The sequence below is a fragment of the Neobacillus drentensis genome (assembly GCF_036962765.1).
GTDB classification, from domain to species: domain Bacteria; phylum Bacillota; class Bacilli; order Bacillales; family Cytobacillaceae; genus Neobacillus; species Neobacillus drentensis_C.
In genome coordinates this window covers 8,726-22,626 of the sequence record NZ_JBALOS010000026.1, presented here as the reverse complement: position 1 = coordinate 22,626, position 13,901 = coordinate 8,726, and the positions used below count along the sequence as shown (strand labels likewise).

Genomic DNA, 13,901 nt, shown 5'->3' with positions numbered 1-13,901 from the left:
ATTTTCTTTCTTAACAACAATAAGGGCCGTGGTAACGGCCCCTATCATAAATTAAAGGGTGCGAAGCAATGATGTAATTTTATCCAGAAGTTCATCTTTATGCACTTCGAAAACTTCACTTGTTTTGCGAACTTTTACTTCAATAATGCCTTCGGTTGCTTTTTTTCCGACAGTTAAACGGATAGGCAAACCTATTAGATCAGAATCGGCGAATTTTACCCCTGGCCGTTCTTGGCGATCATCATACAATACTTCAAAGCGATTACTTTGTAATTCCAGGTATAGTGTTTCCGAAAGTTCACGTTGAATTGAATCTTTGATATTGACTGCGATTAAATGAAGTTGATATGGAGCAATATTTGCCGGCCAAACTATGCCTTTATCGTCATTGCCCTGTTCTGCAATAGCGGCTACCGTCCTCGAAACACCAATTCCATAGCAGCCCATAATCATGTGCTGCGATCTTCCATTTTCGTCAAGATACACTGCATCCATTGCCTCACTATAGCGAGTTCCAAGCTTAAATACATGGCCCACTTCAATTCCTTTAGCAAATACAATCGTACCTTCACCGTCTGGAGATGGGTCCCCTTCTTGAATAAAGCGGAGATCCGTGAACCTGCTCACTTCAAAGTCGCGGCTAGGATTTACGTTGATATAATGATAGTCTTCTTCATTTGCCCCACATACTCCATTGACAATGAAATCTACAGCATGGTCAGCAACTACTTCTACATTCTTAACCCCAATCGGACCAAGTGAACCGACCGTGCACGATAGTATTTCTTTCGTTTCTTCAGGACTGGCTAATTCGACTGTGCTAGCTTCAAAAAGGTTTTTTAGTTTTATATCGTTCACCTCATGATCACCTCGTACTAGAACAAGCACAAATTGGTCATCAATCTTAAACAGCAGTGATTTAATACATGTTTCAGCCGATACGTTTAGAAATTTAGAAACATCTGCAATCGATTTTTGGTTCTTTGTTTCGACTCTTTCTAATGGCTCAGGCGACGCTTCACTACGCTTGTAGTTGATATTTACTGGCGCCATTTCAATATTAGCTGCATAGGTGGAGGTATCAGAATACGCAATCGTGTCCTCACCAACATCAGACAATACCATAAATTCATGTGTATCTTTGCCACCCATTGCACCTGAATCAGCTATAACTGCGCGGAAGTTCAAACCACAGCGGCTAAATACATTAGAATAGGCTTGAAAAAGCTTTTGATAGACATCGTCGAGGCTATCGAGTGAGGAATGAAAGGAATATGCATCCTTCATTACAAATTCCCGACCGCGTAGAAGCCCAAAACGAGGCCGCTTTTCATCGCGGAATTTTGTTTGAATTTGATATAAAGTCAGTGGCAGTCGTTTATACGATTTCACTTCATCGCGAACCAAACTGGTGATAACTTCCTCATGGGTGGCACCGAGTGCAAATTTACGATTATGTCGATCGTTTAATCTCATTAATTCTGGACCATATGTATACCAACGACCTGATTCTTGCCATAGTTCCGCTTGCTGTAAGGCAGGCATCAGTAATTCAACTGCCCCAGCATTGTCCATTTCTTCGCGAACTATTGTTTCAACTTTTTGAAGAACTCGTTTGCCAAGTGGCAAAAAGCTATAGATTCCACTAGCATTTTGGCGGATATATCCAGCCTTAAGTAATAATTGATGGCTCTTTATGTCTGCGTCTGCAGGAACTTCCCTTAAAGTAGGAATTAACGTTTGACTTTGTTTCATTTAAGGCACCTCTTCACTTCATTTTCTCCAAAATGAGACCCCCGTTAAATTTTAACAGGGGCTTTTATAATCCTTATTACAAGAAAAATCTTTGAATATCATTCCACGTCACAACAAGCATGAGCAACATTAGGAGGGCAAATCCAATAAAATGAACCATCCCTTCCTTTTGACGGTCAATCGGCTTGCCTCTGACAGCTTCAACTGCAAAAAACATCAATCTTCCGCCATCAAGAGCAGGAATTGGCAATAAGTTCATAATTCCTAAGTTAATGCTTAATATCCCGGCCCATTTCATTAAATAAAAAATACCTGATTTAGCAACAGAATCAGTTGCTTGATAAATCCCAACCGGACCAGATAAAGCATCAATTGAAAATTGCCCTGTGACTAATTTACCCACCATCACAAAAATTTGTTTAGTCCAGAAATAGGTTTCTGTGAATCCAGCTTTAATCGCTTGAATAGGTGATTTCTCAACAGGACTATAGACACCGATAAGCCCGATTTTTTTACCTTCTACCGTTTTTTCAATTGGGGTTACAGTGATATCTAACTCCTTATTGTCACGTCTAATAGAAAAATCAAGTTTTTCATTTGGGTTTTTGCGAATGACCTCCACAACATCAGACCAGCTTGAAATTTCTGAACCATTGATTGTCTGAATTAAGTCACCTTTTTTTAGACCTGCAGCCATTGCTGCCCCATCCGGAGTTATTTCACCTAGTTTAGGTTCATTCGTAGGAACACCCTGTATAAAAGCAATAATAATAAATACAATGAATGCAAGCACAAAATTCATCATCGGACCAGCAAATATCGCCATGGTCCTTTGGGCTAAGGTTTTTGAACCAAATTGACGGTCAATTGGAGCTAACTGTGATTCGACCCCATTTTCAACAATGACTGCTTTTGGGTCAATGATAAAGGTTTTTAATTCTTCATCTTCATCGTCAGGGAATCCTTTGATGATTAAATCCTTTTCAATATCAGCATATTCCACTTCAACAATCCGACAATTAGGAAACTTTTCTTTATTGTTTAAGATGATTTTATTAACTTTTTCATCCTTATCAAACAACAAGCCCACTCGATATCCAGGCTTGATTTCAATCATCTCTGGGTCTTCACCAGCCATACGGACAAATCCGCCAATTGGCAGTAAGCGAATGGTATAGGTTGTCTCCCCTTTTTTATGAGAAAATACCTTTGGACCAAAACCTATTGCAAACTCACGGCATAAAATACCTGCCCTTTTTGCGAAAATCAAATGACCTAATTCATGAAAGAATACAAGTGCGCCAAAAATCACAATAAAGGCAATAACTGTAGTCAAAATAAAACCACCTTTTTTTATAGGAGTGAACGTACATACTCTCTTGTTTCTTTATCTATCTCTTGGATTGCTGCCAGGCTTGGGTGATCTACGGTTTGGTGAGCGGTTAATGCCTTTTCAATCAAATCTTCAATTTGCAAGAAATGAATTTTTCCGTCTAGAAATGCTGCCACAGCCACTTCATTAGCAGCATTTAATACTGTAGGCATCGATCCCCCTTTTTTCCCTGCCTCATAAGCAAAACCAAGACAGCGGAATCTTGCAACATCCATCTCCTGAAAATGTAAACTTCCGATATTTGCTAAATTCAAACGCTTTGAGGTAGGCAATTCTAGGCGATCAGGATAGGTTAGTGCATATTGAATCGGCACTCTCATATCTGGTGTACCTAGTTGAGCAATAATACTGCTATCATGGAATTCAACCATTGAATGGATGATGCTTTCTTTATGAAGCAATACATCAATTTTTTCATACGGCATATCAAAAAGCCAGTGTGCCTCTATCACTTCCAAACCTTTGTTCATCATTGATGCGGAATCAATAGTGATTTTGGCTCCCATCGACCAATTCGGATGGTTTAATGCTTGTTCAACAGTCACATTTTTCAATTCTTGCCTGGTGAGATCCCGAAAACTTCCGCCAGAAGCTGTTAGGATTAATCTTTCAATATTTTTTTCTTTCTCCCCCTGCAAGGCTTGAAAAATGGCAGAATGCTCACTATCGACAGGAAGTAGTGGAACATTATTTCTTTTTGCAGCATCCATTACTAAATGACCTGCTGTAACAAGGGTTTCCTTATTAGCAATTGCAATGACTTTCCCACATTCAATGGCTTGCAGCGTCGGGTTTAAACCCACACTACCGAGAACGGCATTGACAAGGATATCAGCTTTTTCATAAACCGCAGTCTCAATTAGTCCTTCCTGACCAAATGTAAACTTAATTGTAGGAAATTCTGCTTTTAATGTATTACAGNNAGTCTTGTACAGAAACAAGCTCCGGTTGAAACTCAACTATCATCTTTCGAGCTAAATCGATATTTTTACCAACTGAAATGGCTGCCACACTAAATTCAGTGGGGTGTTCACGAACAATATCTAACGTTTGGGTGCCAATTGATCCTGTTGCACCCAATAAACTAATTATTTTCAATTAGAGTCAACTCCTAAATGTAAAGCGCATGCGTTTTAGATCCAAAGGTGAAACAGATGCAGCAAGGGCCAAACAAATAATAGGCTGTCAAATCGGTCAAGGATACCTCCATGGCCTGGAAGAATAGTACCAGAATCTTTGACATTAAAATGACGCTTAAAAGCGGATTCAACTAAATCACCGATTTGTCCAAAAACAGAAAGAACCACGGTAATGCCCATTAATGTTAAAAGGCCAACGTTTATGTTAGAAAAGATAGTAAAGAGTACGCCGACTAGAACAGCACAGACGATTCCGCCAATTGAACCTTCCACCGTTTTATTGGGACTAATTTCCGGCCAAAGCTTTGTCTTTCCTAGTGCCTTTCCAATAAAATATGCACCTGAATCTGTAGCCCAGATCATAAACAAGGAATACAAGATAAAGACGAGGCCGCCGTCTTGCCTTGTTTCATAAAAAAAGTAAAAACCAATTCCTACATAAATCGCAGAGAGGATCGAAAATGAAACATCTTCAAATGTAAATTGATTCTTTGTTATCACTGTAAAGGTTAATAACAATAGAATTAACGCAATACAAATTTCGATTTTTGAATAATAAAATGAATCTATTATGTGATGATACTCTTCCGGGAAGAGCAGCACCCATAGAAATAAAACTGATAGTACACCATTTACCGAAAAAATATTAATTTTTTTCATTTTCAATAATTCATACAAACCTATCGTCGCTAAAAAGTAAGTTAGCAATACCATTGGAAATCCACCATAGTAAACGATTGGCAAAAAAAGTGCAGCTGCGATGACTCCTGTTATGATTCTTTGCTTCATATATTTTCAACACCTTTTTTGTACTATATACCACCAAACCGACGCTGCCGTTTTTGGTATGTTTCAATTGCTTCAAGTAAATGTTCTTCACTAAAATCTGGCCATAACACATCTGTAAACCAAAACTCTGAGTATGCTAACTGCCAAAGCATAAAGTTACTTAGGCGGATTTCACCACTAGTACGGATTAATAGGTCCGGGTCAGAAAAGTTGCCGGTCATTAAATAGGAAGAAAAAACTTTTTCGTCAAGGTCAGTCTCTTTTAGTTTACCACTTTTGCTATCATTTAAGACTTTCTTAACAGCATCAAGTATTTCCGCTCTACTCCCATAATTTAAAGCAAAGTTTAGGACTAACCCATCGTTATTTTTAGTATCCTCGATCGCTTTTTCGATTGCACGCATTGTATGTACGGGAAGTTGATCTTTATAGCCCATCATTCTCACCTGGACATTTTCTGCAATCAAATCCGGAAGAAATGTACCTAAAAACTCATCAGGAAGACTCATTATAAATTCGACTTCATTCTTTGGTCGTTTCCAATTTTCAGTCGAGAATGCATATAACGTTAACGTTTTTATCCCAAGTTCATTTGCTAATTTTGTTGTTTTGCGGACTACTTTCATACCTTCGTGATGACCAGCAATCCTAGGTAATGCCCGTTTCTTAGCCCAACGCCCGTTTCCATCCATAATAATCGCCACATGTTCAGGAACAGGCAATTTTTTTATTTCATCTATTTTATTTCGGAGTGTGGAAGAGGTATTTCGGTTCTTCCCAAGCCTCATTTTATTAAACATGACATTGCTCCTCTAATTAATTAATCATTTCCTCCGAAAATAAATCATCTATCAATTCCATTGAAGCGTGTGATGTTATGTAATGGACATTTCGGGGTAGCATGTTTTTATCTTACCAAAAAAGCATTAAGATATCTCTATAAATTAACTTATGTAAAATAGAAGGAATTAAGAATTATATTGAGACAACTTTCAAAATCCCTCAAAAAATCTAATATTTACTAATAAAAATAGTGAAAAACCCCCTATACAGAGGGTTCATTAATTCATTATACTTCCAAAATTTCTTTTTCTTTATCTTTAGTGATTTGGTCAATTTTACTAATGTATTCATCAGTTAGCTTTTGAATATCATCAGAATGCCCGCGAAGACTGTCTTCGGTAATCTCACCATTCTTTTCTAACTTTTTCAAATCGTCGTTACCGTCGCGACGGATATTACGGATTGCTACTTTCGCTTCTTCTGAATACTTTTTAACCAACTTAACTAATTCTTTCCGACGCTCCTCAGTCAATTGTGGGATCGCAAGTCGGATTATCATTCCATCATTAGTTGGATTTAATCCCAAATCGGATTTGAGAATGGCTTTTTCAATATCACCAAGAACGGATTTATCATATGGTTGGATTACAATTAGTCTAGCTTCAGGTGTTGTAATTCCAGCCATTTGATTGACAGGAGTAGGTGCACCATAATAATCAATGGTAATTCTATCCAGCAACGATGCACTTGCTCTTCCGGCACGTATACTTGCAAGCTCACGTGAATAAGATTGAATCGCCTTTGTCATACGATCTTTAATGGTAGAGATGACCTGTTTCGGCATTAATGTTTCCCCCTAACAATTGTTCCTATTTTTTCACCCATAACGGCTCGTTTAATATTCCCCTGTTCCATAATTGAGAAAACAATTAATGGAATATCATTGTCCATACATAAAGAGGAAGCAGTAGAATCCATGACCGCTAATCCTTCTTTAAGAACATCAAGGAAAGAAAGATCTTCATATTTGGTAGCATTCGTATCTAAGCGAGGGTCAGCAGAGTATACACCATCAACATTATTTTTCGCCATCAATATTACTTCAGCATCAATTTCTGCTGCTCTTAATGCAGCCGTTGTATCAGTTGAGAAATATGGATTCCCCGTACCAGCCGCAAAAATGACTACCCGTTTTTTTTCTAAGTGCCTAATCGCACGACGTCTAATATATGGCTCTGCCACTTGGCGCATTTCAATCGACGTTTGCACTCGCGATTCAATACCCAAATGTTCCAAGCTATCTTGTAATGCTAAAGAATTCATTACGGTTGCAAGCATTCCCATATAATCGGCAGTTGCCCGATCCATACCCATTTCACTGCCAATTTTACCACGCCAAATGTTACCGCCGCCAACCACGACAGCAACTTCTACACCAAGTTCTGCTATTTCTTTTACTTGAATAGCAATCGATTTGATCACTGAAGGTTTAATTCCAAAGCTCGATTCACCTGCAAGTGCTTCACCGCTCAACTTTAATACTACGCGTTTGTACTTAGGACCGCTCATATAAACCTCCATTTTTATGTATTTATTTCTTTTTAAAAAAGGGAACACACAGTGTCCCCTATTTAATAACTATTTCAGTAACATTCCCTAAAAGAATATTTGCCGATTATTTTTTAATTTGATTCATAACTTCTTCTGCAAAGTTATCTTCACGTTTTTCGATACCTTCTCCTACTTCGTAACGAACGAATTCACGGACTGTAGCACCTTTAGATTCAACAAATTGACGTACTTTTTGATCAGGGTTTTTAACAAAAGTTTGGTCAAGTACACAAACATCTTCGAAATATTTTCCAAGGCGGCCTTCAACCATTTTTTCAACGATTTTTGCTGGCTTGCCTTCGTTTAGTGCTTGTTGTGTTAATACTTGACGCTCATGCTCAACTTCTTCTTGTGATACTTGGTCACGAGATACATATTTTGGCTTAAGAGCTGCAATATGCATTGAAACATCTTTCGCAGCATCTGCATCTGTTGTACCTTCAAGAACAGATAACACAGAAATACGGCCACCCATGTGAATGTACGCACCAAATGCATCGTTGTCTGTTTTTGATGAGATTGTAAAACGACGAAGAGTTAATTTTTCACCAATCTTAGCAATTGCAGCATTGATACGGTCTGCTACAGTAGCACCGTTTTCCATTGTTTGTGCTGATGCTTCTTCAACAGTCGCTGGCTTTTTGCTTAAAAGATGTGCAGCTAATTCTTTTACAAGCGCTTGGAAAGCTTCGTTTTTCGCAACAAAGTCAGTCTCAGAGTTAACTTCTAAGATAACTGCATCGTTACCTTCAGTTACAACATAAGTTAATCCTTCTGCAGCAATACGGTCACCTTTTTTAGCAGCAGATGCAATCCCTTTTTCACGTAAGAAGTCGATTGCTTTGTCCATATCACCATCAGTTTCCGTTAATGCTTTTTTACAATCCAACATACCTGCACCAGTTTTTTCACGTAATTCTTTTACCATTTGAGCAGTAATTGCCATAATGTAAATTCCTCCTTTATTTTACTATGTATCCATATCTTAGCCAATGACAGCTAATATAAAACTTTCTAGATAAAAACCTTCTTAAAAAAAGGTGATAAAGGGTCTCCCTCTTATCACCTTTTCATTTAATCACTTAAATTAAGCTTGAACCTGAACTTCTTCACCTTGTTTTGCTTCAAGGATAGCATCAGCCATTTTACCAGTTAAAAGTTTAACCGCACGGATCGCATCATCATTCGCTGGGATAACAACATCGATTTCGTCTGGATCGCAGTTTGTATCAACGATACCAACGATAGGAATGTTTAATTTCTTAGCTTCCGCAACAGCGATACGCTCTTTACGAGGGTCGATGATGAATAATGCATCTGGAAGTTGTTTCATGTCTTTAATTCCGCCTAGGAATTTTTCAAGACGCTCTTGTTGTTTCTTTAATTGTACTACTTCTTTCTTAGGTAGTACTTCGAAAGTACCGTCTTCAGACATTCTTTCAATATCTTTTAAGCGGCCAATACGCTTTTGAATTGTTTCAAAGTTTGTTAGTGTACCACCTAACCAACGTTGGTTAACATAGTACATACCAGAACGGCCCGCTTCTTCTTTAACAGAATCTTGAGCTTGTTTCTTTGTACCAACAAAAAGAACTGTTCCGCCGTTACCAGCAAGTTCCTTAACCCAGTTATAAGCTTCTTCAACTTTTTTAACTGTTTTTTGTAGGTCGATGATATAGATACCGTTACGCTCAGTGAAGATATATTTCTTCATTTTAGGGTTCCAACGGCGTGTTTGGTGTCCAAAGTGTACACCAGCTTCAAGCAATTGCTTCATAGAAATTACTGACATGATTTTTCCTCCTAATGGTTTGTTTTCCTCCGCTCACCTCATCTTTAAACAGAAACTGTCGAAACAGCACCATCTGTTTAAATCAATGAGCGTGTGTATTAACACCATGAAATAATATAGCATATGTGAAACTAACAATCAAGCATTACTTAATAAAAAAAATAGCTGTGTTATACCTGGATGTTGATTGCAGCGAAAATCAACATAGTTAGAAAATCAATAATGAGCCTTAACATAGCCAAAAAATAAAATCCCCAGCGAAGCCAGGGATTCGTTATGATTAATTTGCTCTTAATTTATCTAATTCAATCAAAAACTTATCATTTAAAACTTTAATATACGTTCCTTTCATACCAAGGGAACGTGATTCAATTACTCCAGCACTCTCAAGTTTTCTAAGTGCGTTAACGATTACCGAACGAGTAATACCAACACGGTCAGCAATTTTAGAAGCAACCAATAAGCCTTCACGGCCATTAAGCTCTTCAAAAATATGCTCGATCGCTTCAAGTTCACTATATGATAATGAACTAATCGCCATTTGAACAACTGCTTTACTTCTTGCTTCTTCTTCAATTTCTTCTGACTTTTCACGAAGAATTTCCATTCCGACAACTGTTGCACCATACTCTGCAAGGATTAAATCATCATCTTGGAATTTCGACTCTAATCTTGCAAGGATAAGTGTTCCAAGACGCTCCCCGCCCCCAATAATAGGAACAATGGTTGTTAAACCGGTACGGAATAGGTCTCTGTTCTCCACTGGAAATGCAGTATATTGACTTTCAATGTCAAGGTTTGAAGAGGTTTCTTGGATATTAAATAAACCAAGTGTATATTCTTCAGGGAATTGACGATCCTCAAACATTTTTTTCATTCTTTCGTTTTCAATTTGTTGGTAAATTGAAAAACCAAGAAGTTTACCGCGACGGCTCACAATGTACACATTAGCTTCAATTGTTTCACTTAATGTCTCAGACATTTCTTTAAAATTAACTGGTTTTCCAGCCGCCTTTTGCAATAATACGTTAATCCTTCTAGTTTTTGTAAGTAAATCCATCTGTTCTTCCTCCTAATTAACTATAACCATTATTAAATTTTATTCAATCACAAATTCTACTTGTTAGGGTATTTAATAAATGAACATATCTCATAAATTGAAAATCAAACGTTCATTTTTATAGGATAAACTGACTTAAATCTTTATTTTTCGAAATAGCACCGAGTTTATCATCTACATACTGTGGTGTAATGGTTACTTTCTCCATCGAAATATCTGGTGCCTCAAAAGATAAATCTTCTAATAGCTTTTCTAGTATTGTATGAAGACGTCTTGCACCAATATTGTCTGTATTTTGATTTACTTCAAATGCAACTTCTGCAATTCTACGAATAGCATCGTCAGAAAATTCAATTTGTATACCTTCTGTTTCCAATAATGCCTGATATTGTTTAATAAGGGCATTATCAGGCTCGATTAAGATCCTGAAAAAGTCTTCAACAGTAAGCTTTGTTAATTCGACACGGATCGGGAAGCGTCCTTGAAGTTCTGGAATGAGATCCGAAGGTTTTGCCATATGAAATGCACCAGCCGCAATAAATAACACATGGTCCGTTTTTACGGAGCCATATTTCGTCACAACGGTCGAACCTTCAACTACAGGTAAAATATCTCTTTGTACACCTTCTCTTGACACATCTGCAGAAGATCCTCCAGAGTTTTTGCTTGCGATTTTATCAATCTCATCAATGAAAATGATTCCATTTTGTTCAGCGCGATAGATCGCTTCTGAGGATACTTCATCCATGTCAATTAGCTTAGATGCTTCTTCACTAGTTAACACTTTCCTAGCTTCACGAACCGTCAATTTTCGCTTCTTGCGTTTTTTGGGCATAAAGCTGCTAAGGGCATCCTGCATATTCATCCCCATTTGTTCAATTCCTGAGCCTTGAAGCATATCAAACATGGAAGGTGTTTGCTCTTCTACTTCCACGGTTACAATTTCATCCTCTAGCTCTCCTAATGCTAATTTTTCTTTGACGATTTTTCGTTTTTCAGTTATTGAATAATCTTCTTGCTGAGTTTCAGACTCAGTTGATGGGTTGCCGCCACCAAATAACATCTCAAGAGGATTTTTAAAGTTATTGGCCTTTTTAGCTGACGGTACTAGTAAATCTACCAGTCTGCTGTTTGCATTCTCTTCTGCACGTTCTCTCACACTTTGCATTCGTTCCTCTTTCACTAAACGAACAGAAGTTTCGGCAAGATCTCTAACCATGGATTCAACATCTCGCCCAACATAGCCCACTTCCGTAAACTTGGTAGCTTCGACCTTGATAAAAGGAGCACCAACAATTTTAGCAATCCTTCTGGCAATTTCTGTTTTCCCTACGCCTGTTGGCCCGATCATCAAGATGTTCTTAGGGATAATTTCATCTCTAAGTTTCTCATTTAACAATCCTCTTCGGTAACGATTCCTAAGGGCAACAGCCACTGCTTTCTTAGCATCCTTTTGGCCAATGATATATTGATCAAGTTTTTCAACAATCTGACGAGGGGTTAAATTAGTGGTTCTTCCCATGATATTTTAGTCTCCTTCCGTTATAGCTCTTCAACAATAATGTTGTGGTTCGTGTACACACATATTTCCGCTGCTATTTCTAAAGAAGCTTTCGCTATTTCCTTTGCAGATAAGTGGTCTCCTGAATATTTCTTTAAAGCACGACCTGCGGATAATGCATAGTTCCCCCCTGAGCCAATCGCAAGAATCCCATCGTCAGGTTCGATTACTTCTCCTGTTCCTGATACAAGCAGTAAATGTTCACGATTCATAACAATTAACATCGCTTCAAGCTTTCTGAGGACTTTATCGCTTCTCCACTCTTTGGCAAGCTCCACCGCAGCTCTTTGAAGGTTACCATTAAATTCTTCTAATTTGCCTTCAAAAAGTTCAAATAAGGTAAAGGCATCTGCAACAGAACCAGCAAAACCAGCGAGCACTTTTCCATTAAATATCTTTCTTACTTTTCTTGCTGTGTGCTTCATCACTACCGCATTACCAAATGTCACTTGCCCATCACCTGACATTGAGTATTCACCATTATGATGGATTGCAAAAATCGTTGTCGCATGAAATTGATTCATAAAGATATGCCTCCTTTTGGAGTGATTTCGATTATATTCCCGTGATAAATATGTAACATATAAATTACCTCGGTATTACGATAACTGACTATGTTAACTGGAACATTTGATCATTTATGCTAGCACTTCCTAGCAATGAATAGTTGACATCAATACTTATTTCACCGTTAAAAAAGGTATTTTACTGATTTCATGTTGATAATGTTCAATTGTATATTGTGAGGAATTCGTTCGTAATTGTAAATACCCAAGAACTAACTTTACGAAAACATTCACATTTGTCATAATATTCATCGCACAAGGGCTACTAAATCGTAACATACTTCTAATTCCCTTGCAATAAACTTTACAAAACTTTCACAAAGTTCTGAATTGTTTCTAGCGCTCGATTTGCATGCTCTAAGTTCCTTTCTTGCTTTCCTTTAATTCTAACCGGCAGCTCGGGAAATAAACCAAAGTTTGCATTCATAGGTTGAAAATTCTTCGCGTTCGTTGTAGTAATATAACGGGCCATGCTTCCAATCGATGTCTCAGCAGGGAATTCCAATGGTTCCAATCCTTGGGTTAATCGAGCAGCATTTATTCCTGCAATTAATCCGCTAGCAGCTGATTCAACGTACCCTTCTACACCTGTCATTTGACCCGCAAAAAATAAATCGTCACGGTTGCGGAATTGATAGGTTGCTTTTAGCACCTTAGGAGAATTAATAAACGTATTTCGATGCATCACACCATACCGGATGATTTCCGCATTTTCCAAACCTGGAATTAATTGGATCACTTCCTTTTGGGCCCCCCACTTTAAATGGGTTTGAAAACCAACAATATTAAATAACGTTCCAGCAGCATCATCTTGACGAAGCTGTACTACTGCAAAAGGTCTTTTTCCTGTTTTCGGATCTTCTAATCCAACGGGTTTTAACGGACCGAAAAGCATCGTTTTCTTTCCTCGTGAGCCCATTACTTCAATTGGCATACACCCTTCGAAGAAAATTTCCTTTTCAAATTCTTTTACTGGAACGGTTTCAGCAGAAATTAGCGCCTCATAAAAACGATTAAATTCTTCTTCGGTCATTGGACAATTCAAGTAGGCTGCTTCCCCTTTATCATAGCGGGATTTTAAATACACTTTTTCCATGTCAATGCTATCTTTTTCAAGAATTGGTGCAGCAGCATCGTAAAAATAAAGATATTCCTCGCCAGTTAGTCCCTTAAGCTTTTCTGAAAGGTCCGGACTTGTCAGTGGTCCTGTCGCAATAATTGTGATACCCTCAGGAATTTCGGTAACTTCTTCATTAATAACTGTAACATTTTCATGGTTTTTTACCATTTCCGTTACTTTTGCCGCAAATTCATGGCGGTCAACTGCTAGGGCACCGCCGGCAGGAACAGAGCAAGCATCAGCGGCAGCGATGATGACGGAATCAAGCTTTCTCATTTCTTCTTTTAACACGCCTACTGCATTGGTTAATGTATTTGCACGCAAGGAATTAC

General features: G+C 38.1%; 12 protein-coding genes and 1 pseudogene. All 13 read right to left on the bottom strand.

Going from position 1 to position 13,901, the window contains the following annotated elements; translation table 11 throughout:
- Positions 1-51: 51 nt before the first annotated feature.
- The gene (locus V7137_RS04025) at positions 52-1,755 is read right to left on the bottom strand and encodes a proline--tRNA ligase (protein ID WP_335696866.1); all 1,704 of its coding nucleotides are present in this window, start codon (positions 1,753-1,755) and stop codon (positions 52-54) included.
- Between the two features lie 76 nt (positions 1,756-1,831).
- Positions 1,832-3,091, bottom strand: a complete 1,260-nt coding sequence (gene rseP / locus V7137_RS04020) for an RIP metalloprotease RseP (RefSeq protein WP_335696865.1) — start codon at positions 3,089-3,091, stop codon at positions 1,832-1,834.
- 17 nt (positions 3,092-3,108) lie between these two features.
- A pseudogene (gene dxr / locus V7137_RS04015) lies at positions 3,109-4,246 on the bottom strand (1-deoxy-D-xylulose-5-phosphate reductoisomerase).
- A gap of 35 nt (positions 4,247-4,281) precedes the next feature.
- Positions 4,282-5,076, bottom strand: a complete 795-nt coding sequence (locus V7137_RS04010) for a phosphatidate cytidylyltransferase (RefSeq protein WP_335696864.1) — start codon at positions 5,074-5,076, stop codon at positions 4,282-4,284.
- 23 nt (positions 5,077-5,099) lie between these two features.
- Positions 5,100-5,876, bottom strand: a complete 777-nt coding sequence (locus V7137_RS04005) for an isoprenyl transferase (RefSeq protein WP_218345629.1) — start codon at positions 5,874-5,876, stop codon at positions 5,100-5,102.
- A gap of 269 nt (positions 5,877-6,145) precedes the next feature.
- A complete protein-coding gene (gene frr, locus V7137_RS04000) occupies positions 6,146-6,703 on the bottom strand; it encodes a ribosome recycling factor (protein WP_335696863.1) in 558 nt (185 codons plus the stop codon).
- Complete coding sequence (gene pyrH / locus V7137_RS03995) at positions 6,703-7,428, bottom strand: UMP kinase (protein WP_335696862.1); 726 nt, start codon at positions 7,426-7,428, stop codon at positions 6,703-6,705. Before pyrH ends, frr begins: the two co-directional genes overlap by 1 nt.
- Positions 7,429-7,534: 106 nt before the next feature.
- Positions 7,535-8,416 (bottom strand): translation elongation factor Ts, encoded by an 882-nt coding sequence (gene tsf, locus V7137_RS03990; protein WP_335696861.1) that lies wholly within the window; start codon positions 8,414-8,416, stop codon positions 7,535-7,537.
- 141 nt (positions 8,417-8,557) lie between these two features.
- Positions 8,558-9,262, bottom strand: a complete 705-nt coding sequence (gene rpsB / locus V7137_RS03985) for a 30S ribosomal protein S2 (protein WP_088086379.1) — start codon at positions 9,260-9,262, stop codon at positions 8,558-8,560.
- 280 nt (positions 9,263-9,542) lie between these two features.
- Positions 9,543-10,322, bottom strand: a complete 780-nt coding sequence (gene codY / locus V7137_RS03980) for a GTP-sensing pleiotropic transcriptional regulator CodY (RefSeq protein WP_218345633.1) — start codon at positions 10,320-10,322, stop codon at positions 9,543-9,545.
- Positions 10,323-10,440: 118 nt separating this feature from the next.
- A complete protein-coding gene (hslU, locus tag V7137_RS03975) occupies positions 10,441-11,844 on the bottom strand; it encodes an HslU--HslV peptidase ATPase subunit (protein ID WP_335696859.1) in 1,404 nt (467 codons plus the stop codon).
- Positions 11,845-11,864: 20 nt separating this feature from the next.
- Positions 11,865-12,407: an ATP-dependent protease subunit HslV gene (gene hslV / locus V7137_RS03970; RefSeq protein WP_335540441.1), complete on the bottom strand. Its 543-nt coding sequence runs from the start codon at positions 12,405-12,407 to the stop codon at positions 11,865-11,867.
- Between the two features lie 346 nt (positions 12,408-12,753).
- A partial coding sequence (gene trmFO, locus V7137_RS03965; RefSeq protein WP_335696858.1) for an FADH(2)-oxidizing methylenetetrahydrofolate--tRNA-(uracil(54)-C(5))-methyltransferase TrmFO occupies positions 12,754-13,901 on the bottom strand: 1,148 nt, incomplete at its 5' end.